The organism is Arthrobacter sp. TmtSoilC51 (assembly GCF_055388015.1).
Window position 1 is genome coordinate 1,004,548 of the sequence record NZ_AP035877.1, and the last position, 21,007, is coordinate 1,025,554.

19 protein-coding genes, 1 tRNA gene and 1 pseudogene are annotated in these 21,007 nt (G+C 62.2%); 11 read left to right on the top strand and 10 right to left on the bottom strand.

Features of this window, described 5'->3' with window-relative positions:
* Positions 1-396: 396 nt before the first annotated feature.
* A tRNA-Thr gene (locus tag ACZ5G6_RS04775) sits at positions 397-479 on the top strand.
* Positions 480-545: 66 nt separating this feature from the next.
* Here ACZ5G6_RS04775 and ACZ5G6_RS04780 read toward each other — a convergent pair.
* From ACZ5G6_RS04780 to ACZ5G6_RS04795, 4 genes and pseudogenes are all read right to left on the bottom strand, one after another.
* A complete protein-coding gene (locus ACZ5G6_RS04780) occupies positions 546-890 on the bottom strand; it encodes a nucleotidyl transferase AbiEii/AbiGii toxin family protein (RefSeq protein ID WP_498689771.1) in 345 nt (114 codons plus the stop codon).
* A 52-nt stretch (positions 891-942) separates the two neighbouring features.
* A pseudogene (locus tag ACZ5G6_RS04785) lies at positions 943-1,212 on the bottom strand (nucleotidyl transferase AbiEii/AbiGii toxin family protein); the annotation flags it as partial.
* Positions 1,209-1,808, bottom strand: a complete 600-nt coding sequence (locus ACZ5G6_RS04790) for a type IV toxin-antitoxin system AbiEi family antitoxin domain-containing protein (RefSeq protein WP_498689773.1) — start codon at positions 1,806-1,808, stop codon at positions 1,209-1,211. The gene ACZ5G6_RS04790 and the pseudogene ACZ5G6_RS04785, both read right to left, overlap by 4 nt.
* A 98-nt stretch (positions 1,809-1,906) precedes the next feature.
* Positions 1,907-3,241 carry a cation:proton antiporter gene (locus tag ACZ5G6_RS04795; RefSeq protein WP_498689775.1) on the bottom strand — a complete coding sequence of 445 codons (1,335 nt, stop codon included), beginning with the start codon at positions 3,239-3,241 and terminating at the stop codon, positions 1,907-1,909.
* A gap of 102 nt (positions 3,242-3,343) precedes the next feature.
* On the opposite strand from ACZ5G6_RS04795, the gene ACZ5G6_RS04800 reads away from it, so the two are divergent.
* Positions 3,344-5,029: a RecQ family ATP-dependent DNA helicase gene (locus tag ACZ5G6_RS04800; RefSeq protein WP_498689779.1), complete on the top strand. Its 1,686-nt coding sequence runs from the start codon at positions 3,344-3,346 to the stop codon at positions 5,027-5,029.
* 20 nt (positions 5,030-5,049) lie between these two features.
* Here the strand turns inward: ACZ5G6_RS04800 and ACZ5G6_RS04805 are convergent, their stop codons facing one another.
* Together ACZ5G6_RS04805 and ACZ5G6_RS04810 are read right to left on the bottom strand one after the other, a co-directional pair.
* On the bottom strand, positions 5,050-5,988 hold the full coding sequence (locus ACZ5G6_RS04805) for an NAD(P)H-hydrate dehydratase (protein ID WP_498691753.1): 939 nt from the start codon (positions 5,986-5,988) through the stop codon (positions 5,050-5,052).
* Positions 5,966-6,733, bottom strand: a complete 768-nt coding sequence (locus tag ACZ5G6_RS04810) for a histidine phosphatase family protein (protein WP_498691756.1) — start codon at positions 6,731-6,733, stop codon at positions 5,966-5,968. The genes ACZ5G6_RS04805 and ACZ5G6_RS04810 overlap by 23 nt, the downstream gene beginning before the upstream one ends.
* 219 nt (positions 6,734-6,952) lie before the next feature.
* On the opposite strand from ACZ5G6_RS04810, the gene ACZ5G6_RS04815 reads away from it, so the two are divergent.
* Positions 6,953-8,272 (top strand): NAD(P)/FAD-dependent oxidoreductase, encoded by a 1,320-nt coding sequence (locus ACZ5G6_RS04815; protein WP_498689781.1) that lies wholly within the window; start codon positions 6,953-6,955, stop codon positions 8,270-8,272.
* Between the two features lie 246 nt (positions 8,273-8,518).
* On the top strand, positions 8,519-8,980 hold the full coding sequence (locus tag ACZ5G6_RS04820) for a GatB/YqeY domain-containing protein (RefSeq protein ID WP_498689783.1): 462 nt from the start codon (positions 8,519-8,521) through the stop codon (positions 8,978-8,980).
* 29 nt (positions 8,981-9,009) lie between these two features.
* Here the strand turns inward: ACZ5G6_RS04820 and ACZ5G6_RS04825 are convergent, their stop codons facing one another.
* From ACZ5G6_RS04825 to ACZ5G6_RS04835, 3 genes are all read right to left on the bottom strand, one after another.
* Positions 9,010-9,741 carry a DUF72 domain-containing protein gene (locus tag ACZ5G6_RS04825; protein ID WP_498689785.1) on the bottom strand — a complete coding sequence of 244 codons (732 nt, stop codon included), beginning with the start codon at positions 9,739-9,741 and terminating at the stop codon, positions 9,010-9,012.
* Positions 9,742-9,839: 98 nt separating this feature from the next.
* Complete coding sequence (locus ACZ5G6_RS04830; protein ID WP_498689786.1) at positions 9,840-10,082, bottom strand: hypothetical protein; 243 nt, start codon at positions 10,080-10,082, stop codon at positions 9,840-9,842.
* Positions 10,083-10,204: 122 nt separating this feature from the next.
* A complete protein-coding gene (locus ACZ5G6_RS04835) occupies positions 10,205-11,236 on the bottom strand; it encodes a LacI family DNA-binding transcriptional regulator (protein WP_223935963.1) in 1,032 nt (343 codons plus the stop codon).
* Positions 11,237-11,443: 207 nt separating this feature from the next.
* On the opposite strand from ACZ5G6_RS04835, the gene ACZ5G6_RS04840 reads away from it, so the two are divergent.
* The 4 genes from ACZ5G6_RS04840 (at position 11,444) to ACZ5G6_RS04855 (ending at position 17,225) form a co-directional block, all read left to right on the top strand.
* Positions 11,444-12,748: an ABC transporter substrate-binding protein gene (locus ACZ5G6_RS04840; protein ID WP_498689788.1), complete on the top strand. Its 1,305-nt coding sequence runs from the start codon at positions 11,444-11,446 to the stop codon at positions 12,746-12,748.
* Positions 12,749-12,809: 61 nt separating this feature from the next.
* The gene (locus tag ACZ5G6_RS04845) at positions 12,810-13,739 is read left to right on the top strand and encodes a carbohydrate ABC transporter permease (protein ID WP_498689790.1); all 930 of its coding nucleotides are present in this window, start codon (positions 12,810-12,812) and stop codon (positions 13,737-13,739) included.
* Positions 13,736-14,566: a carbohydrate ABC transporter permease gene (locus tag ACZ5G6_RS04850; protein WP_223935966.1), complete on the top strand. Its 831-nt coding sequence runs from the start codon at positions 13,736-13,738 to the stop codon at positions 14,564-14,566. The genes ACZ5G6_RS04845 and ACZ5G6_RS04850 overlap by 4 nt, the downstream gene beginning before the upstream one ends.
* Positions 14,567-14,642: 76 nt before the next feature.
* On the top strand, positions 14,643-17,225 hold the full coding sequence (locus tag ACZ5G6_RS04855; RefSeq protein ID WP_498689793.1) for a family 78 glycoside hydrolase catalytic domain: 2,583 nt from the start codon (positions 14,643-14,645) through the stop codon (positions 17,223-17,225).
* A 78-nt stretch (positions 17,226-17,303) separates the two neighbouring features.
* On the opposite strand, the gene ACZ5G6_RS04860 is transcribed toward ACZ5G6_RS04855, so the two are convergent.
* Positions 17,304-17,762 (bottom strand): MarR family winged helix-turn-helix transcriptional regulator, encoded by a 459-nt coding sequence (locus tag ACZ5G6_RS04860; RefSeq protein WP_223935968.1) that lies wholly within the window; start codon positions 17,760-17,762, stop codon positions 17,304-17,306.
* A gap of 139 nt (positions 17,763-17,901) precedes the next feature.
* Here ACZ5G6_RS04860 and ACZ5G6_RS04865 point away from each other — a divergent pair, with 139 nt between their 5' ends.
* The 3 genes from ACZ5G6_RS04865 to ACZ5G6_RS04875 are packed head-to-tail and all read left to right on the top strand — an operon-like array spanning position 17,902 to position 20,961.
* Entirely contained in the window at positions 17,902-18,852 is a 951-nt protein-coding gene (locus ACZ5G6_RS04865) for an SDR family NAD(P)-dependent oxidoreductase (protein WP_498689796.1), read from the top strand.
* Positions 18,853-18,854: 2 nt separating this feature from the next.
* Positions 18,855-19,745 carry an amidohydrolase family protein gene (locus ACZ5G6_RS04870; RefSeq protein ID WP_498689798.1) on the top strand — a complete coding sequence of 297 codons (891 nt, stop codon included), beginning with the start codon at positions 18,855-18,857 and terminating at the stop codon, positions 19,743-19,745.
* Position 19,746: 1 nt separating this feature from the next.
* A complete protein-coding gene (locus ACZ5G6_RS04875; protein WP_498689801.1) occupies positions 19,747-20,961 on the top strand; it encodes an acyl-CoA dehydrogenase family protein in 1,215 nt (404 codons plus the stop codon).
* Positions 20,962-21,007 lie beyond the last annotated feature (46 nt).

The window sequence follows — 21,007 nt, forward strand, 5'->3', positions numbered from 1 at the left end:
TCCTTCATACTTCGGAGGTCACACGATTGCGGCCAACTTCCGCTGATTCACTAGCCATAATTGCCGTTAGCCAGAGAGTTGGACGATTCCAGGACGAGGATACCGAGATCGGCTGGTGGTTTCACTGGCCGTAAGGCGCTCGGACACTTCGGAGCCCGGCTGCTGGCAGCGCCTTTACGCCTGATTTTGGACCTAGTCCTACAGCCTGTTGTCGGTGATTCCTCGTGGGGCTCACCAGGTCCATCTGTCAGTCCGCGCTTCGTGGCCGTACTGCATGCCCGTGGCCCGCTTTCTTCTAAGAGCACGCGACACGTTTACGACACGCTTTGAACGGGAACTAGCGGGAATGCGCGGGTAAAATTTCGGCATCAACAGTCGCAAAATCGCTGGATATAGGCCGGTATCGGGCAGCACCGGGATCTTCGGGGATACCCGCTCTTGTAAAGCGGGGGTCGTCGGTTCGAATCCGACAGGGGGCTCTTAGCTTGGCTTTGAGCTGCGGGTATATTGCCGCTGGCCCTTTCGGCGTCGGCCATCACCGCAGTCTATGACCATGAACGCCCGTCGGGGCTCCACCGGTGATGGTCTTCTGCGGAACCGTCGAACACCGGCTCAATGAACCTGAGCACACGCTCAACCTGCGCGTCAAGGTTCTGCTCGCACATATCTTCCACTTTGAGCTTCCTGCGCCATGCAGCCCATTTCGCTTGCCCGGTCGCACCGTAGCTGGCCATAAGGGCTCGGAGCGGACCGAGTTCGATACCGCGGTGCTTGGCCACCTGTACCGTTGCTTGTCTGACGTCTGCGGCATCGAACTCGAATCGGTCGGACAGAACTGCCACGTCCAGCAGGTCCCGCCACCGGGTGCTCGTGGTGCCGCGCTGGAGCATGGTGACGGTCTTCTCGGTGGTCGAAGACCAGGCCGTCGTCGACGACGACGTCGCACATCATTTTCACCACTTCGGTGACGTGATCGACGTCGAGTCGGAAATCGAGTGCCTGCATGTCAATGTCACGGGTCGGGCGGCGCAGCGCGTGTGCGGACAGCAGGACGCCACCTTTGAGGCAGAAGTCATCCGCAAACGGTGTGTCTGCCAGACGCGCCAGGAAGCGCTCCAGCCCGTAAAGCGTGAAGATCTCGTCAGAGGGTCGCCTACGCTCTCGTGCGCCTTTCTGCAGCCGGAGGTAAATGGACCGGCTGCCTGCCGTCACAGGAGGACCTCCATTGCCTGGCGGAGTGGCCGCTTGGAACGAGGGACCGACGAGGCGATATCCATGAGGCGTGCGGGTTGTGACTCTGGGCGCTTGAGCCAGTTACGAAGCGCTTCGATTCCGGTTTCGTAGCCGGCGCTTGCGCGAAGGCGAAAGGCGTCGACGATCGAGCGTTCAGGCGAGTAGATACCGATTCTCGCCTCATCTTCCCCTTCGACCGCGATGCTTGAACGGCCGACGTCGAAGGTCGCCTTGTCGAAGATATGCCAGGTGACTTGGGCCGAGAGTTGCGGAGGGGTCTTGCCGCGGGGCAAGGCCAAATCGATGCGGGACGGGATTTCGTCGATGAGCCCATGCCGGGCGAGGGCGCTGGTCAGGCAGATCGTGGCCAGGGGAGCCTTTCGGGATGCTTCAAGCAGGTCGATATCGGCCTCAATGCCCGTTCCGGCGATGTACAGCCCGGAGCCGATCCTCTCAACCAGGCCCGCGTCGCGCATTCGGTACAGGCTCGCGTGAGAGACCCCGTGCTTTGCGGCCTCGGAGATGCTGAAGAGGCCGCGCGGAAGGCGCTCGACTAGGTGACTTTGGCGCTTCATGTTCATATTCTACGACAGATAACTCTATCTGTCGTGGAAAATGACCACGCGAACGATGACGGCCAAGATGATGATCGTGACTGCGGCGGCCGCAATGACTAAACGTCCCTGTCCTCAGGGACTTCCTCCTGCGGCACTGGTGTTCTGCCTTGACGTTCACGCTGGCCCTGCCGAAGCGCCAGCAGCGGAAACAGGAGCACAGAGAGCATGCCGGCCCCAACGAGTGCTGACGAGATTCCGCTTGAAATGAACCCCTGATCCCTGCCAATGGCTGTGACGGCAACGATAATCGGCAGGCCGGTGGCCCCGAAAAGCATGATCGCCCGTTTCTCGGCGAAAGTGGACCTCGGTGGGGCAGCAAGCATCGACGGCAGGCCCCGGACGATCAGCAGGAGGAGCACGAACAGCGGGACCATTGCCAGGGCTGTCGGGCTGGACGTGAGTGCGCCGAGATCAAAATCGATGCCGGTATCGATGAAGAAGATGGGCACCAGAAAGCCGAACGCGACGGCGTCGAGTTTGGTCTCGATCACCTTACGGTCCCGTTCGGGAGCACGCTCTATGGCCACCTTCCAGAGAACGCCCGCGGCGAATGCACCCAGTAACATGTCCAGTCCCAGGACCATGCTCAGCACTACGAGCACGGTGAGGATGAACATGATGGAGCGGACGGCGAACTGCCCGCTGGTGTGGAGGGTCCTGGTGACCTGCGAGTGGAACAGCGTGTGCCTTGCCCTGGAGGCCAGGAAAATTGCAATGCCGGTCAGTAAGACGAATCCGAGAAGCACCGCCGTTGCCGGACCCAGCTGCCTGCCGCTGAAGAACAGCGAGATTGCAATCAGCGGACCAAACTCGCCAGCTGCACCCAATGCAGTGACGGCGGTACCCATCGGGGATTTTGATTCACCGGCATCGCGAAGAATGGGCAGCAATGTTCCCAATGCCGTGGAACACAGCGCCACGCCGATGATGACGGCGGCCTCCGGCGTGGGGGACAGGAGAAAGCCCGCGCCAACGCCCGCTGCCAACGAGATCACCCAGCCCGCTGATGCGCGGATGGCGGGACGGCCCCGGATATCGGAAAAATCGATCTCGTTGCCGGCCACGAAGAAGAGGATCGCCAGCCCGAAATCAGCCAGGGTATCCGTGAACTGCGTGGATTGGATCCATCCCAACACGCTGGGACCCAGCAGGATTCCGAGGACGATCTCGAACACCACCAGCGGCACCTTGACCGCCCGGTCAAGGAAGCGGACAGCAAGGGGCGCCGCCACGGCCAGTAAGGCGATCAGAACAAGGGATGTAGACAAGCCCTGCATCAGCGGTACCTCCGGTACCTCACCCGCTTCGAAGGAAAAGTATTCCAAAGCTACCGCCAGCCTTGGGATGACGCCATGAGTCCACGCCTTCGGTAGGCCTCCAGAGTTATCCACAAGCAGGAAGTAGCGCACGACGCCGGGTCCCACCTCGCGTTAGTCTGGTTACCTCGGCTGAAGCAAGCGGCCGCAACACCCACTGTGCGGAGCCGTTTTCCGATGTCCGATGATCCAGCCCTGGGCGCCCTTGCGGCGTCTTCCTTTTCCCTGCCAAAGCTCCGCGAGGGCCAGCTCGCAGCCATGAACGCGCTCGCGGGTGGCCGCGACGTCCTGGCCGTCATGCCCACTGGGTACGGTAAATCAGCCACCTACCAAGTGGCAGCCAAGTACCTTTACAACCAAACGGGACGCCCCGCCGTCGTGGTTTCTCCGTTGATCGCCCTGCAGGAAGACCAGCTGGACGGACTGAACGGGCAGCTGGGTGACGGCGTGGCCGTCGCGATCAATTCCTCCCATAGTGACTCGGAAGTGGAGGACGCCTGGGAAGCAGCTGAGTCCGGCAAAGCGACTTTCGTGTTTCTGGCCCCCGAACAGTTGGCCAAAAAGGAGACCGTGGACCGGATAGCCAAGATGCACATCACCCTGTTCGTGGTTGATGAGGCCCACTGCGTCTCCTCATGGGGTCATGACTTCCGCCCCGATTACCTTGATCTGGGAAATGTCCGTGAAAGATTGGGAAACCCTCCGGTGGCAGCCCTTACCGCCACGGCCTCACCTCCGGTGCGCGATGAGATTCTGGAACGGCTGGGCATGAAGGATCCGCTGGTCCTGGTCCGTGGCTTTGACCGGCCCAACATAAGCCTTGACGTGGTCCGCCACCAAGAGGACAAAGGTAAGCGAAAAGCCGTCCTGGAGCAGGTTGCCGCGCTGGCCAAGGGAGGAGAACGGGGGCTCCTGTACGCCGCCACCCGTAAGGACACGGAAAAGTACGCCGCCAAACTCGTAAAGGAAGGGCTCCGCGCCGAGGCCTACCACGCGGGCCGGTCGGATGCTGACCGGGAGCGCATCCATGAGCAGTTTCTGGACGATGAGCTCGACGTCGTGGTTGCCACAACCGCTTTCGGCATGGGTATCAACAAACCCAATGTGCGGTTCGTCGTCCATGCCGACATTCCGGAATCACTGGATGCCTATTACCAGGAAATCGGCCGTTCCGGACGGGACGGGAAACCGGCCACCGCCACACTGCATTACCGCGAAGAGGATCTTGGCCTGCGGAAGTTCTTCGGCACGCATTCACCTGACCCGGATTCGCTCCTGGCAGTCCTGAAGATCCTAAAAGCCGCAGGCGCTCCTGCCCCCAAGGGCGCGCTCGCGGAGTTGACGGGATTCCCTGTCCGTCGCCTCACTGGGCTCGTCAACCAGCTGGAGGAAGCAGGCGCCGTCACCACGGGTAAGCGCGGCATCCGCCTGGCGTCCAAAGCCAAGCTGCCGGCCCTGGTGGCCCGCGCCGTCGAACTGGCCGAAGCCCGCCAGCGCGTTGACCAGTCCCGGCTCACGATGATGCGCGCATACGCGGAGACGGATGGCTGCCGTCGGCAGTTCCTGATGGGCTACTTCGGTGAAGAACTTTCCAAGCCGTGCGGCAATTGTGATGCATGCGCCGATGCTTCCAAAGCCAGCGATGCTTTTCACAGCGCAGATGAAGAGCGTGACGCAGATGAACAGCGTGCTGGAGAAAGCGATCCATTCCCGGTGCAGTCCGCCGTGATGCACAAGGAATGGGGTCCGGGCCTGGTGATGAGGCATGAGGACGATGTCATCACCGTCCTGTTCGAACAGGAGGGGTACAAGACGCTCTCCCGCAGTGCAGTTGTGGAGCATGAACTCCTGAAACCCGCATAGGTACTTGCCCGCGGAATGGCTCAGGTGTTCAGTTCCAGCATCAGGGCGGGCAATTCGTCGGCGAGTTCGCGGGCAAGGAACCCGAGCGGGCCCAGCTTGCTGGCCAAGCGGTCCGCTGCGGCGGCGTGGAGGTGTGTTCCCCAGCAGGCAGCCTGTGCGCCGCTGGTTCCACGCGCCCGGAGACCGGTGATGGCACCGGCCAGTACGTCTCCGCTGCCCGACGTACCCAGGCCTCCGTACCCGGTGGTGATCTTCCATAGTTCCGGTTCCTCAGGTGCTTCCCCAGGTGGCCGCGCGATCACGCCCTGGCAGCTCACCACTGCGCCGTATTGTTCGGAGAGGGCGGCTACGTCTGTTTCCAAGTGGTTTGCGTCCCGTCCCAGCAGGATTGCTGCCTCGGTCGGATTAGGCGTGAGGATCAGCCGGCCCTTCCAAGGCTCCAGCCTGTCCTTTAGTTTCATCAGTCCGGCGAGGGCGTAGGCGTCGATGACGATCGCAGGCCCTTCTGGCCGCTCTGGGCCACCTCGGAGCTCCTCCCGCTCCAGCAACCTCGTGAGCAATTCCGCGGCAAGGTCCGGGTCATCCAGGCCGGGCCCGACCAAAACGGCGTTTGCCCGTTCCAAGTACGTTGAGATGAGGTCCAGGCCCTCGCCGGTCAGGGACCCGCCAGCGGTCTCAGGCAAGCCCACCGCGCCACACTCCGGGAAGGCTACTCCCACCTGCACGGCCACGGACTCGGCGACAGCCAACGTCATCTTTCCGGCGCCCGCGCGGAGGGCGGCGATGCCGGCAAGGACGGTGGCGCCTGGAGTGGTCCGCGCACCGCCGATGATCAGTACAGCGCCGCGGGAGTATTTATCTTCGCCAGGAGCAGGCAGCGGCCAATCGCGCAGAAGCGATGGCGTCACTTGCGTGGGGCCGGTGGTGCCGTCGGAATCACTGTGGGTGGACACTGGCATCTCCGGCATGCTCGGTAACCGTGACGCCCTGTTCGGTGAGATGGTGGGCCACGTTGAAGCTCTCGAGCGTCCACGGTCCTGCACCAGACGGGCGCACATAGCGGGTAATCGATGCGTTCAGCACCGTTGTACTGGCGGCGAGGTCCAGGATCTCCCGCTCGGACATCCCCTCCAGGACGTATCGGACCAGCAGGATCACCGCGTCATGGCAAACGAGCATCACGCGGTGTCCCATTCCCAGGTTGTTGAGCTCGTCCAAGACGGATCGCAGGCGAAGAGCGACGTCAGCCCAGGATTCACCTCCCGGTGGCCGGTAATACAGCTTGCCCAGCCACAGGCGCCGTTCAGCTTCGTCGGGGTAGCGCGTCTCCACGCCTATGCGGGTCAGCCTGTCCAAAATGCCCAATTCGCGGTCCCGCAGGCGCTCGTCCGTATGGACTTTCACAGGCCAGCCAGCTGCTTGAACGGCGATTTCCGCCGTCTGAACGGCACGTGCATAGGGGGAGGAGACCACGGTGTCCGGGAGCAACTCCTCGGCGATCCGGGCCAGCGCAGTTCCCAACGCTTTGGCCTGATCCTGGCCGGTGCCGGAGAGGTTGACGTCCGGGTCCCTGGCGGGGACGTCGATAACCTCGGCGCGCGCCATGCGGGCCTCCGTCGCAGCCACGTTCCCTTCGCTCTCTCCGTGCCGGACCAGCAGCAGCTCAACAGCCCCGGCCTCCTGCACTGCCTCTGTCAGTTGCATTGCCTCTGCCGGCTCGTCGTCGTTCAAGGAAACCCACTCCCTCCCCTGGTCCTTGCCAAATGCAGAACACTACCCACTGCGTACCCATGGGGACCAAAGACTAAACGCACGACGGCGACCTTCCGTGCAGCGCTGGCGGCCACCCGGCGTCGAATCTTATCGACAGGTGAAGACTGTCAAGCCCTGTTGCCCGGACTCACGGTGAAGTAAGTTGCTCGCATGGAGGACACATACCAAGTCATCGTGGTGGGTGCCGGCTTTGCAGGCGTTGCGGCAGCCAAAAAACTAGGCCGGAAGGGCGTACGCGTCCTGTTGATCGACTCGAACAACTACCACCAGTTCCAGCCGCTCCTTTATCAATTGGCTACTTCCCAGATCGGGGTTTCAGCCATTACGCGCCCGCTGCGCTCCGTTTTTCGCCGCTACAAGACCGTCAAAGTCCTGACGGCGAGTGTTGCCTCCATTGATGCTTCGCAACGGTCAGTCACCACCTCCGATGGCGTGAGTTTGCGGGCGGAGATCCTGGTCATCGCGGTAGGTGCCGTTCCCAACTTCTTCAACACCCCAGGTGCCGAGCAACATGCTTTCCCGCTGTACTCCGTTACGGACGCCACCAGGCTGGGCACCGCCATTACCCGGCTGCTTGATCAGGCAGATAGAACCTCTGACGGTCTTGTGGATGTCGTCGTGGTCGGAGGAGGTCCCACTGGTGTGGAGACGGCCGGAGCCATGGCTGAAAACGTCAAATATATGGTGCGCAAATACTTCTCGGCCGAGCTTGCTGCCCGCTGCCGCGTGCACTTGGTGGACATGGTTCCCAGCGTGTTGAACATGTTTTCCACGAAGTCCAAGCGGTACGCCACCGAACGTCTTCGGAAGGTGGGCGTCCAGTTGCATATGGGGGTGGGCGTTACCGAGGTACGCAGCGATGGCGTGGCGTTGGCTGATGGGAGCTTCGTCCCCGCGCAGATCGTTGTCTGGGCCGGCGGGTTGAAAGCCGGAGACCTCATCAGCACTTCGGGGCTGACGCAGGGCAAAGGTGGGCGTGTGGATGTTCGTCCAGACCTGACCGCCCCGGATGTGGATGGTGTGTACGTCATCGGCGATGCTGCCAACATCACCGATTCCACTGGCGCGAAGTTGCCCCAGCTCGGCTCCGTGGCCCAACAGGCCGGAAAATGGGCAGCTGCCAACATCCTCGCGCAGCTTACGGGAGGTAGCCCTACTCCCTTCCGCTACGTCGACAAGGGCTATATGGCGATGGTCGGACGCGGTGCTGCCGTGGCAGAACTTGGTCGCAAACGAATCCAGTTGCAGGGCCTTTTCGCTTTCTTGTCCTGGCTCTTGGTTCACTTGGCCCTGTTGTCAGGGGTCCAGCAAAAAGTCCGTGCACTGTTTTCCTGGCTCAACGGATACCTCCTGCACAGCCCCGCGCAGGTTGTGGTCAGCGGCCCAACAGAGAAGGAGCTTGCCAGGCCGATTCCTCCCGAACTCCCTCCAGCCCCATCAACGGATGCGGGCCTGGAAACGAAGAACTAGCTCGAGTTGCTGCAGCGCCCTGCGCTCCCGTTCGTTTAGATGCATGGTTGTCCCTCCCATGTAGCGCTAAGGCTCCTCGGTGCGATCGGTGAGCCAACCGGTTCCTTCAAGGAATTCCAGCGGCACAATAAGCTAAGCATGCTTACTAAATGCTCCGCAAGGGAAATTTCCGGACCCTCGTTCCGGCCAGCGTCGACTTGGAGGACTGACTACGATGACAAGTAGGAACCCCAAACAAGGAGCACAATGTCACTGAAAGACCGCCTCAAAGCAGACGTCGTTGGCCACATGAAGGCGGGCAACAAGACAGCGCTCACCACCGTGCGGAACGTCCTGGGTGAGATCAGCACGCGCGAAAAGTCGGGCAAAACGCCCATCGAGTTGGACGATGCGCAAGTTACTTCACTGCTCCAAAAGGAAGCTGCAAAACGCCGGGATACCGCGCGCATCTACACCGAAGCCGGGGAAACAGACAGGGCAGCCGCCGAAGTCGCGGAGGCTGAGATTATCGAGGCGTACCTCCCCAAGCCGCTAAGCCGCGAAGAAGTGGAAGGCATCGTCGACGAAGCCATCGCCGACTTGAAAGCCGACGGGCAGGAACTCTCAATGCGTTCCATCGGCGCCATCATGAAGCCGGTCACGGCCAAGGTTGCAGGACGCTTCGACGGCAAGACCGTCAGCGAGATCGTGCGAAGTCGCCTGGGCTAAGACCCGCCCGCTGGCTCGCCCTTGGCGAGTCAGCCGATCCCAAGCAGCCACCGCAAAGTCTCGGCATTGCGCACGGCGTTACCTCCGCCGTCGTTGTTGAAATAGGCGTACACGTCCTTGCCCATGCTGCTCCACTCACGGATCCGATCCGCCCACCAGCGAAGATCCTCCTCCGAATACGAGCCGCCATAGAGGTGCTCGGTATCCGGTCCGTGCAGCCGGACGTAAACGAATGGTGCGGTGGCGCGGAGGATGCACGGCAGGTTGGCGCCGCTCATGATGCAGTAGGCGGACTCGTGGCGTTCAAGCAACGCGTATACGTCAGGGTGGTCCCAGCTATCGTGCCGGAACTCCACCGCCACGCGAATCCAGTGGGGTAGGGCTGCCAGGAAGTAATCGAGGCGGGCATCATCGCGCGCAAAATCAGGAGGGAGCTGGACAAGCAGCACAGCCCTTTTGTCGCCCAGTTCATGCCAGCAACGGGTGATCCGTTCCACCCAAACTTCAGGGCTGTAAAGCTTCTTCCCGTGCGTGAGGCCTCTGGGCGCCTTGACCGACATCGCAAATCCTGGAGGCAGGCGGTCATGCCAGCTCTTGAATGCCGTGTCCCGGGGCCAGCGGTAAAAACTCGCGTTGAGCTCTACCGTGTCGAAGCGCGCAACGTAGTGGGCCAGGCGCTTGGATGTTGGTAGACCCGGCGGGTAGAGCACGTTCTCCCAATGGTCGTAGCTCCAGCCCGAGGTACCGATGCGGATAGTCATGGTGTGGATGGTAGTCCTCGTGAACGCGATTAACGGCTCATGTCACGCGTCAGCTCGGGCGTCCGGAGGCCGCGACCAATGCTCGGATGCTCTTCTGCTCAGGACTGGATGCCCGCCCTGGCGATCAATGCCTGGATTTCTTCGGCGACCTTGGCCACCTCGCGCTGCCTTGCGTTCCGCGTCGACTGTGCGTCGTGGGTGGATGATCGCATTACGCGGGGAGAAATGCGTGTCCGGGCGTTGGGACGGAATGCGCCATCGCGTCCAATCCTGGGTTCACGTACGGGTGCGTCGACGGTGACGCGGCCCTGGAGGGGGTCGTGGAAAAGTGGGAGATTCATGGTCCATTCCGGGATAACAGGATGTGAACTTTGATCCTGACATACACGACTCCAGCCCGGTATGGACAGGTGCCTACCAGCACCGCGAGAGACTGTGCACATGTCCATGCCACGCCGGGGTGCTACCTGCCGGCGGGCTCCGCAGTCGTCTTCCTGACGATCAACCGCGGCGGAACGAGGATGTGTTCCGACTCGCTGCGGCCCTCGATCCTGGAGAGCAGCAGTTCCGCCGCCTGGCGGCCCATTTGCACGCCGGATTGATCGACTGTAGTCAGGCCTATGGGCGGGAGCGACGCGGCCGGCACATTGTCGTAGCCCACCAGGGAGATGTCCCCGGGGATATTGATCCCAGCGTCGAACAGGCTTGTGAAGGCTCCGAGGGCGGCGACGTCCGCGCCGCCGTGGAGCGCAGTGGGGCGCTCGGCAATTCGTCGGTTTGCTATTGACCGCCCCGCCTCCAAGCCACTTTCGTAGCCCCATCGGCCAGGAACGTGGTCAATGTAGTCCTCAAGGCCATGCTTTTTCATCGCGAGGTCGTAGCCGTGGCGGCGGACGGTTTGTGGCATTCCCGGCTCGCTCTCCGGCTGGGTGTTGGCCAGCATGGAAATCCGTTCGTGGCCCAGCGAGACGAGGTGATCCACGATGATTGCGCTGCCCGCGATGTCGTCGCTTGCCACGGTGTCGAAGTACTTTGCGGGTCCATGGCGGCCGAGGACTACGACGGGGATGGTACGGCCGAGACGCTCCAGTTCCTCATTGGGTCCGAAGGGTGCGATCAGCAGCAAACCATCCATGCGGCGGTCCACCATGGCTTCGATGAGCTTCTTTTGGGCATCAAGGCCATGCCGCGCCTGGCCGATGAGAACTTGGTACCCAAGTTCCTCGGCGACGTCGCGGACGCCCTCAACCAGGACGGAAAAGAACGTATTGGAGAGGTCCACCAAGAAGACGCCCAAAGTGTAGCTGTTGCCGCGCATGCCCCGGGCAAGAGCTAGCGGCCGGTAGTTCAGGAGGGCCATGGTCTCCTCTACCTTGGCCCGCATGGCGGGGCTGACACCGTACGCGTTGCGCAGGACCTTGGACACGGCGGCCCGCGAAACGCCGGCTTGCTCAGCAACGTCGCTGATGGTTGCGCGTTTCAGCTGCTCGGTCATTTGGCTTCCCTCCATTGCCTTCTTCCGTAATTGTAGATTGATCTACGAAAAACTCTTGGCAAGGGCTGTGACATGACTTACAGTAGACAAACGTAGACCGATCTACACAAATACACACAGGGCCGGATGCGAGATGTGCAGGTCCGCTTTGAAACGTTCCACAAGCTAAGGGGCTTGTGGCTTTACGAGGAGGTAAAGATGGCCGCAATGAGCAAGCAGCGCTGGGCCGCTCTGGCTGGGGGAGTGACAGTCTTGGCGCTGGCTCTGACCGGTTGCAGTGCGGGCAGCAGCGGTGGTGGAAGCGAGAAAACCATCACCTGGCTGGTGGACAACGCTGAGAACACCGTGTCGGCGGCGGAGAAGGTCGCGGAAGAATTCACGGCCGCAAACCCAGGCATCAAGGTGGAGGTTGAAACCCGTCCGCAGGGCGGTGACGGCGACAACATCGTCAAGACCCGGCTGTCCACAGGAGACATGGCCGACGTCTTCAACTACAACACGGGCTCGCTTCTGCAGCAGATCAACCCTGGGCAGAACCTGCAGCCCATCACCAATGAGTCTTACCTCTCCAACGTCACGGAATCCTTCAAACCTGTGGTGACATCCGGTAGCGACGTTTATGGCGTTCCGTTCAGCACTGGCATGGCTGGCGCCGTTCTCTACAACAAGAAGGTCTACGAGAAGCTGGGCCTGTCCGTTCCCAAGACCTGGGACCAATTCATGGAGAACAGCCGGAAGATCAAGGCCGCCGGAATCGCGCCGATCATCCAGTCCTACCAGACCACCTGGACTTCCCAGCTCTTCGTCCTGGGCGACTTCGCCAACGTTGTCACTGCGGAACCCAACTTCCCCGCGGACTACACCGCCAACAAGGCCAAGTACGCCACGAATCCTGCCGCGATCAAGGGCTTCGAACACCTTGAAGAGGCAGGCAAGGCCGGACTGTTCAACGAGGACTTCGCCTCCACCACGTACCAGCAAGCGCAGGAAAAGCTGGTCAACGGCGAGGGAGCGCAGTACCCCATCCTGAGCTTCGCGTTGGCCAACATCAAGGTGACGTATCCGGAGAAGCTGAACGACCTCGGGCTGTTCCCGCTTCCGGGCGATGACGCGTCCAAGAACAAGCTGACCGTGTGGATGCCTGGTGGCACGTACATTCCCAAGTCCACCAAGAACCTGGAAGAAGCCAAGAAGCTCCAGGCGTTCATCGCCAGCAAGGCAGGATGCGACGCCCAGACCGCAGCGGTGGGGGCAGCCGGCCCGTACCTCGTGAAGGACTGTGAGTTGCCCTCGGACGTTCCGAACGCAGTGAAGGACATGCTCCCGTTCTTCGAAGACCAGGCCAAGAACAGCCCCGCCCTGGAATTCCTTTCCCCTGTCAAGGGTCCTGCCCTTGAGCAGATCACGGTCGAAGTTGGCTCGGGTATCCGCTCCGCCAAGGACGGCGCCGCCCTCTACGACGAGGACGTCAAAAAGCAGGCCAAGCAGCTGAACCTGCCCGGCTGGAACTGACCTCCGAAACCTACAAGCCGTCCGGGCCTTCCCGGCCCGGACGGCCCTTGGAGAGATTCTCATGACACTGAACACAGCACCAACCACGACGGCGGTGCGGTCGGTACCGCGGGCCGCGCAGTCCAAGCGCCGCAAAGGGAAGTCGCCCTACCCGTACTGGTTCTACCTCCCCGCAGCGGTGGTTTACACCGCCCTGTTCCTGGTCCCCACGTTCGCTTCGTTCTTCTTCAGCTTCACTCGCTGGAACCTGACGGAATTCACGTGGATCGGCCTGGACAACTTCATTCAGTTCTTCCAGGAACCGGCCCTCCTCAAGGGCCTCACCAACACGTTCATCTACGGCGTGGTGACGTCCACGCTGAAAGTAGTCCTGGGCATGCTCCTGGCAGTCCTGCTGACTTCCCAGATCATCGCCCGCGGCTACCTTCGCTCCGTGATGTTCTTCCCAGTGTTGCTCAGCAGCATCGGCGTCGGCATTGTCTTTACCACGCTGATGGATCCGTCCAAGGGCATGATCAATGAGGGCCTGGCTGCCATCGGCATCGAAGGTCCGGGATGGCTTACGGACCCTGCGTGGGCTCTGCTGTCCGTCGCTCTGGTGGACGTCTGGAAAGGCGTGGGCCTGGCTACCGTGATTTACATCGCCGGCATTGTGTCCATCCCGCAGGAGTACTTCGAAGCCGCCAAGATGGACGGCGCCAGTTCGTTCAAGAGCTTCTTCAATATCACCCTGCCGCTGGCCCGGCCGGCAACTGCCACGGTCATCATCCTGTCCCTCATCGGCGGCCTGCGTTCCTTCGACCTGATCTGGGCCATGACCAAAGGCGGTCCGGGGTTCACGTCGGACGTCATCGCCTCGGTTATCTACAAGCAGTACCAAGCAGGCTTCTACGGCCTGTCCACCGCTGGGAACGTGGTCCTCTTCCTGATTGTCACGGCCATCATCCTGCCCCTGTCCATGTTCTTGAACCGCAAGGAGGTTGAACAGTGACCGCCACCCTCAAGCGCTATGGCATCGGCGTCCTGGCCATCGCCGTCAGCGTCGTCGTCTTCATCATTCCCTTGCTTTTCATGGTCCTCACGGCCGTCAAAGACCGAAGGGAAGCGGCAAAACTAGATTTCGCCTGGCCCACCAGCTTCCAGTTCGTGGAGAACTTCACGCAGGTCCTGTCCGCCCGGAAGTTCATGCTGGTCACCGCCTTCATCAACAGCACCATCCTCACAGTGGTGAGCGTGACCATCCTGGTGGTCCTCGCCGCCATGGTGGCCTGGGTGCTTCAGCGCCGCAAGTCCCGCTGGAACGGCGTGGCCAACTTCCTGATCCTCTCCGGACTGATCATCCCGCCAGCCATCGTGCCCACTATCTGGGTGTTGCAAAGCATGGGGCTGTTCAAGACGCTTCCGGGCCTGATCCTCATTGAAGTGGCATTCGGGCTGTCCTTCTGCGTGATGCTGTTCCGGGCGTTCATCGCCTCCATACCCAAGGAATTGGATGAGGCCGCCGTGATTGATGGCTGCGGACCGGTCCGGTTGTTCTTCAGGGTCATCTTCCCGCTGCTTCGCTCGGTGATCGTCACGGTGATCGTGGTCCAGTCGGTCCACATCTTCAACGATTTCCAGAACCCGCTGTATTTCCTGCCGGGCGACGCGAACGCAACGGTGCAATTGACGCTGTTCAACTTCCAGAGCCAGTTCACCACCAACTACAACCTGCTCTTCATGAACATCCTGCTCATCACAGTGCCGCCGTTCGTCATGTACCTGTTCTTCAATCGGCAGATTGTGGCTGGCATGACGGCGGGTGCCGTCAAAGGCTGAGCACGGCCAAGCACTGAGTGCGCCCCATAAAGCTGACCCACCACACCCGGCCTAACAGCCAAAGGAGACTTTCCCTATGCCTGCCACTGTGCATCCGGCAACTTTCGAACACCTGCCCTACGCCTTCGGAATCGGCGTCGCGACGCCGCGCATCTCGTGGAAGACAACTGCCGAACCTGCCTGGACGCAAGAGGCGTACCAGTTGTCCGTGACCACCGCTGATGGACAATGGACCAGCGAACGCATCGATTCCACGGACTCCGTATTGGTTCCGTGGGAGGCGGCTCCTCTCACCTCCGCCCAACGCGCAGAGGTGAGTGTCCGGGTTTGGGGCGCGGGGGATGAGGCGCCGAGCGAATGGAGCCAGCCATCCGGCGTCGAAACCGGTCTTTTGGAGCCTGTCGACTGGACGGCGACCGCCATCACCCCAGCCTGGGACGAAGATCCGGATTCGGACAGGCGGCCTCCGCTGCTGCGGCGCAGTTTCACTCTTGACCGTCCGGTCGCTTCCGCGAGGCTGTACGTCACCGCGCACGGTCTCTATGAGATGGAGATCAACGGCGAGCGGGTGGGCGACGACACTCTTTCGCCGGGGTGGACGGTGTACGGCAAGCGCCTGCGCTACTACACCTACGACGTCACGGGGCACCTGTCCGACGGCGACAACGCCATGGGCGCGCTGCTCGCGGACGGTTGGTACAGGGGCCGCATAGGTTTCAAGGGCGGTCACGCGAACCTTTATGGGGACAAGATTGCGCTGCTGGCGCAGCTTCACGTCACGCACGACGACGGTTCAGTCACCGTCGTCGGAACGGACGGGAGCTGGAAGGCCGGCTTCGGACCGATCCTGTTGTCCAGCTTGTACAAGGGCGAGAAGTACGATGCCCGCGAGCTGCCAAACGGCTGGAGCAGCCCCGGCTTTGATGACCAAGGCTGGGGGCCCGTGACCGGCGTCGAACGCGAAACCAGCACGCTGGTGGCGCCGGAAGGCCCGCCAGTCCGCTGCACCGATGAGGTACGGCCAGTGAGCGTCTGGACGTCCCCGCTGGGCAAGACCTTGATCGACTTCGGGCAGAACCTGGTGGGTCGCCTCCGGATCGCGGTGCGTGGCGAGGCTGGGTCCACCGTTACGCTCCGCCACGCGGAGGTCTTGCAGGACGGCGAGCTGTATACCCGTCCGCTTCGGGGTGCGGACGCCACGGACCAGTACACCTTGGCCGGGACGGGCGAGGAAACGTGGGAGCCGAGGTTCACCATCCACGGCTTCCGCTACGCAGAGATCACCGGTTGGACCGGCGGGGACATCGCGCAGAACGTTGTAGCACGGGTGTACCACACAGATATGGAACGCACCGGCTGGTTCGAGTCCTCCAACCCGGACCTGAACCGCCTCCATGACAACGTCCTGTGGAGTATGAAGGGCAACTTCGTGGACATCCCCACGGACTGTCCCCAGCGCGACGAGCGCCTCGGCTGGACGGGGGACATTCAGGTCTTCGCCCCCACAGCGAGCTTCCTCTACGACTGCTCCGGAATGCTGTCATCCTGGCTCAAGGATGTAGCCGCAGAACAGCTTCCCGATGGCACGGTCCCCTGGTACGTTCCCGTCATTCCCGGCGGAAATTACTGGACACCGATTCGCCCCGGTGCGGTGTGGGGAGATGTTGCCGTGCTGACGCCGTGGACCCTCCACGAGCGCTTCAACGACCCAAGCATCCTGGCCAGCCAGTACGAAAGCGCCAAGGGTTGGGTGGACCTGCTGGACCGCCTTGCCGGTGAGAGCCGCCTGTGGAACGGCAGCTTCCAACTGGGCGACTGGCTGGACCCCACAGCCCCGCCTGAGGATCCCACACAGGCAATGACCGATCCTCACCTCGTGGCCACGGCCTATTTCGCTTGGTCCGCGCGCCACCTCGCCAAGTCGGCTGCCGTGCTGGGCAAGTCCGACGACGAACTGGACTACCTCACGCTGTCCCGGGCAGTCACTGAGGCGTTCGCCCGCGAGTACATCCACGCTGACGGGACCATGACCAGTGACGCGCAGACCGCGTACGCGCTTGCCATTGTCTTTGATCTCTTCCCCGATGCTGCTTCCAAAGCGCGGGCCGGTTCACGCTTGGCTGAGCTTGTGCGGGCGAACGGGAACCGCATCGGCACCGGCTTTGCCGGCACACCCGTGGTGTCGGATGCCCTGACTATTGCGGGCGAGGTGGATACCGCTTACGACCTCCTCCTTGAGAAGGAGTGCCCGTCATGGCTCTACGCCGTGGGCCAAGGCGGAACCACCATCTGGGAACGCTGGGATTCCATGCTCCCGGACGGTTCCATCAACCCCGGCGAGATGACGTCGTTCAACCACTACGCCCTCGGAGCTGTGGCTGACTGGATGCACCGCGTTGTTGCCGGTTTGGCTCCGCTCGAGCCGGGCTACCGGAAGATCCTGGTGCGTCCGCAGCCTGGCGGCGGCCTCAGTTGGGCGTCGGCGCGGCACGAGACGCCCTACGGCACCGCATCGGTGCAGTGGCGGATGGACGACGGCGGCTTCACCGCCGTCGTCGAAATTCCCACCGGGACGACGGCGCGTGTCGAGTTGCCGGGGCAGGAACCTGTGGAGGTCAACTCGGGCCGCCACGAGTTCGCGGTGCAGCACGTTTCATAGCGCCTACCCCAAGTAGGTCGCAGTTGTTGTCGTTTTGAGAGCTCAGAACGACAACAACTGCGACCCACTTTTTTGTGCCTAGCCCCAGAGAGCCTTCCTGAGCAGCGCCTTGAGTTGCGTCGCCTCAGTGTCGCTCAGCGAAGACAGCTGTACTTGCTCGCACGCGTCCAGGGCCGAGCGAGCCTTCGTGTGGATCCGCCGGCCTTCAGCTGTGGAGACGATAATCTTGGCGCGCCTGTCCTGCTTGCCCTGTGCGCGTTCCACCAGGCCGCGGTGCTCGAGGTCGTCCACCAGGCTGACTACTTGGCTGGGGTCGAGGCTGAGGAAGTCGGCGAGTTCGCGCTGGGTGGGTTCCAGGCCGCTGCAGGCCAACGTCAACACTGAGAACGACCTCTCGCGCAACCCATAGTCCGCCAATGCCTTGTTGTTCAGGACCGAGCCAGTGGCGTGCAGCTTGGCCAGCAACAAGCCGACGTCGTTGCCGATTTTGGCGGCCGCGAGGCGCGGGGTCTCAACTTCGGTGCTTTGCGGGCCCATGACAACTCCAATAGTAAACAAAAACAATCGTTGACTTTTTCAATGATCCGTATTCTCATTGATCATGACAAGGATCTCACGACGCAGTGGGATCGGCCCCACCGGCTCCGGCTGGTGACTGCATGCGAAGGAGCACGCCATGAGCTTGAACGGCAAGGTTGCAATTGTTACTGGGAGCGGACAGGGTCTTGGCCTCGCATACGCGAGGGAACTCGCCCGCCAGGGTGCCGCCGTCGTTGTTAATGACGTCAATGCCGAGACCGCGGCGCGGGCCGTCGCAAAGATTGAGGCCGACGGCGGCCGGGCCACCGCTGTTGTGGTTCCGGTGGGAACCACCGACGCCGCCAAAGCGCTCGTGGCAGGTGCCGTTGAGGCATTCGGCCGCTTGGACATTCTGGTCACCAACGCCGGGATCCTGCGTGATAAGAGCCTGCTGAAGATGACCGACGAAGATTTCGACCTGGTGATCAACGTCCACCTGAAGGGGACTTTCACCTGCGTCCGTGAGGCGTTCGCGTACTTCAAGGAAAACAACATCCCGGGCCGCATCATCACCATCGGTTCTCCGACGGGCCAGCGCGGCACCTTTGGCCAGACCAACTACGCCGCTGCCAAGGCCGGGATCGTGGGCATGGTCCGCACATGGGCGCTGGAAATGAAGAAGTCTGGCGTCACCGTCAACACCGTGATCCCGGTGGCTGCCACTGCCATGACCAAGACCGTCCCCTACTTCCAGAAGGCCGTGGAAGCTGAGGAACGCGGCGAGGCCATGCCGTCCTTCTTCCGTCATGACCTCGGTTTCGGCACGGCCGACGACGTCGCTGGACTGATTGCGTTCCTCGCCTCTGATGAGGCTGCGGGCATCACCGGCCAGGCGATCGGCGCCGGCGGTGACCGGCTTCAGGTCTGGACGCACCCGTCGGCGGCAACCACCGAATACCGCGACGGCGGCTGGAGCTACGAGGCCCTGCGCGAAAACGCCGGCTCGCTCTTCGGTGCGGACGCGTTGCAGAGCTACGGCGAGCAATTCCTGCCGTTGCCCGAGGGACTGCAGCCTGAACCGGCGGCTGTATCTTCCCAGGCCCGCTGATCATGGCCACCCGTTACGAACTCGGCATCGACGCCGCCAAGCTCGATGCGATCGACATGCACGTCCACCTCGAAGTGGACAGCTGCGGCCATGGCTCCCTTCCGGACGCCCTCACTGAGGCCTCCGCCAAGTACTTCAAGGCCGAGGACCGTACGCCGTCACTGGACAGGATCGCCGAGGTGTACCGCGAACTGAACATGGCCGCCGTCGTCTTTACTGTCGACGCGCGCACGCAGCTCAAGCACGAACCCAACAGCATCCCCGAACTGATCGCTGGGGCAGCCCGGAACAACGACGTGCTGATCCCGTTCGGCAGCGTGGACCCCCGCACGGGGGAGGACGCAATCGCCGGGGCCAAGCATCAGGCTATTGAACTCGGCGCCCGCGGTTTCAAATTCCACCCCTCACTGCAGGGTTTTGACCCGTCCAACGAGCAGTTCTACCCGCTCTGGGAAATGCTGCAGGAGTTGGGGTTGCCGTGTATTTTCCATACGGGCCAGAACGGCATGGGCGCCGGGCTTCCCGGCGGGTACGGGATCAAGCTGGCGTACTCAAACCCGCTGCTGCTGGACGCTGTCGCGGCGGATTTCCCGGGCTTGCAGATCATCATGGCCCACCCATCGGTGCCCTGGCAGGACGAAGCCAACTCGATCGCGACGCACAAGTCCAACGTGTTCATCGATCTGTCCGGGTGGTCGCCGAAGTACTTCCCGGAGTCGCTGGTTCGTTTGTCCAACAGCGTGCTGCAGGACAAGGTGCTGTTCGGCACGGACTTCCCGCTCATCACCCCGCAGAAATGGCTGGGTGCTTTCGCGGACCTGCCCGTGAAGGACGAAGTCCGGCCGAAGATCCTCAAGGAGAACGCGGTCCGGCTGCTCGGTTTGGGCGGTTGAGATGAGTACTACTGTCGTGGAACAGCGCCTCTACTCCGCCGCGGACTGGTACGACGCCGAATCCCTCCTCACGGATGATGAGCGCCACGTCTTGGCCCGGCTCCGGGACTTCCTTTCGCAGGATGCCCAACCGTTGCTGGCCGATTATTGGGAGCGGGGCGAGTTCCCGGAGCAGTTGGCGCAGCCCTTGATCGATCTCAACCTCATGGAACCGTTCGAGGCGCCCGCCCGGGGAATCTACCAAGGCTTCCGGATCTTCGAACTTGCCCGCACGGATGCTTCCCTGGCCACCTGGTACACGGCCCAAGCCGGCCTGTTCCGCACAGCCATCCGTGTTGGCGCCTCCGAAGAGCAGCAGCGCGAGTGGATGCCCAAAGTCATTGACTTTTCGCTCAAGGGCGTCTTCTCGCTGACCGAACCGGAGCACGGTTCGGACATCGCCGGCGGGCTCTCCACCACCGCGCGCTTCGAAGCGGACGTCGACGGCGGAGCAGGCCCGGACGGCGGCAGCTGGGTTTTGGACGGCGCCAAGCGGTGGATCGGGGGCACGTCCACTGCCGACGTGCTGTGCGTGTTCGCCCGGGACGTCGCCGATGGGCAGGTCAAAGCGTTCCTCGTTGACCGCTCGGCCCCCGGCGTCACGCTGGAGAAGATCCACGGAAAGACCTCGCTGAGGATGATGCAGAACGCCCACATCACCCTGGAAAACGTCCGGGTCCCGGAGGCCATGCGCCTACACAACGTGAACTCGTTCAAAGATGTGGCTGCCATGCTCAGGGCCATGCGTTCGGATGTTGCATGGATCGCCACCGGCATCCAAGCCGGAGCGTTCGAAGCCGCGCTGGCCTACGTCAACGAACGCCAACAGTTCGGCCGCACACTGGGGTCGTTCCAGCTGGTGCAGGAAAAGCTGGCCCGCATGCTCGGAAACATCACAGCCTCGCTCTCGCTCGTGGTCCGGCTTACGGAGCAACAGGCCCGCGGGATTTACCGCGACCAGGATTCAGCACTGGCCAAGATGCAGACCAGTTTGTTCATGCGCGAGACCGTCGCTCTCGCCCGCGAAGTCGTGGGCGGCAACGGCATCACACTCGCCGCCGACGTCGCGCGATTCCACGCCGACGCCGAAGCCGTCTATTCCTACGAAGGCACCCACGAAATCAACGCCCTCATCATCGGCCGCGCCCTCACGGGCGCCAGTGCCTTTACCAGATAGTCCAGCGCCTTCACCCACTAACCGCACTCTTTACCCACCAACAACT

Bases quoted from the DNA above. Each gene is read 5' to 3' on its own strand.
- ACZ5G6_RS04780 (WP_498689771.1), bottom strand. From the start codon at position 890: ATGCTCCAGCGCGGCACCACGAGCACCCGGTGGCGGGACCTGCTGGAC.
- ACZ5G6_RS04790 (WP_498689773.1), bottom strand. From the start codon at position 1,808: ATGAAGCGCCAAAGTCACCTAGTCGAGCGCCTTCCGCGCGGCCTCTTC.
- ACZ5G6_RS04800 (WP_498689779.1), top strand. From the start codon at position 3,344: ATGTCCGATGATCCAGCCCTGGGCGCCCTTGCGGCGTCTTCCTTTTCC.
- ACZ5G6_RS04805 (WP_498691753.1), bottom strand. From the start codon at position 5,988: ATGCCAGTGTCCACCCACAGTGATTCCGACGGCACCACCGGCCCCACG.
- ACZ5G6_RS04810 (WP_498691756.1), bottom strand. From the start codon at position 6,733: ATGCAACTGACAGAGGCAGTGCAGGAGGCCGGGGCTGTTGAGCTGCTG.
- ACZ5G6_RS04815 (WP_498689781.1), top strand. From the start codon at position 6,953: ATGGAGGACACATACCAAGTCATCGTGGTGGGTGCCGGCTTTGCAGGC.
- ACZ5G6_RS04820 (WP_498689783.1), top strand. From the start codon at position 8,519: ATGTCACTGAAAGACCGCCTCAAAGCAGACGTCGTTGGCCACATGAAG.
- ACZ5G6_RS04825 (WP_498689785.1), bottom strand. From the start codon at position 9,741: ATGACTATCCGCATCGGTACCTCGGGCTGGAGCTACGACCATTGGGAG.
- ACZ5G6_RS04830 (WP_498689786.1), bottom strand. From the start codon at position 10,082: ATGAATCTCCCACTTTTCCACGACCCCCTCCAGGGCCGCGTCACCGTC.
- ACZ5G6_RS04835 (WP_223935963.1), bottom strand. From the start codon at position 11,236: ATGACCGAGCAGCTGAAACGCGCAACCATCAGCGACGTTGCTGAGCAA.
- ACZ5G6_RS04840 (WP_498689788.1), top strand. From the start codon at position 11,444: ATGAGCAAGCAGCGCTGGGCCGCTCTGGCTGGGGGAGTGACAGTCTTG.
- ACZ5G6_RS04845 (WP_498689790.1), top strand. From the start codon at position 12,810: ATGACACTGAACACAGCACCAACCACGACGGCGGTGCGGTCGGTACCG.
- ACZ5G6_RS04855 (WP_498689793.1), top strand. From the start codon at position 14,643: ATGCCTGCCACTGTGCATCCGGCAACTTTCGAACACCTGCCCTACGCC.
- ACZ5G6_RS04860 (WP_223935968.1), bottom strand. From the start codon at position 17,762: ATGGGCCCGCAAAGCACCGAAGTTGAGACCCCGCGCCTCGCGGCCGCC.
- ACZ5G6_RS04865 (WP_498689796.1), top strand. From the start codon at position 17,902: ATGAGCTTGAACGGCAAGGTTGCAATTGTTACTGGGAGCGGACAGGGT.
- ACZ5G6_RS04870 (WP_498689798.1), top strand. From the start codon at position 18,855: ATGGCCACCCGTTACGAACTCGGCATCGACGCCGCCAAGCTCGATGCG.
- ACZ5G6_RS04875 (WP_498689801.1), top strand. From the start codon at position 19,747: ATGAGTACTACTGTCGTGGAACAGCGCCTCTACTCCGCCGCGGACTGG.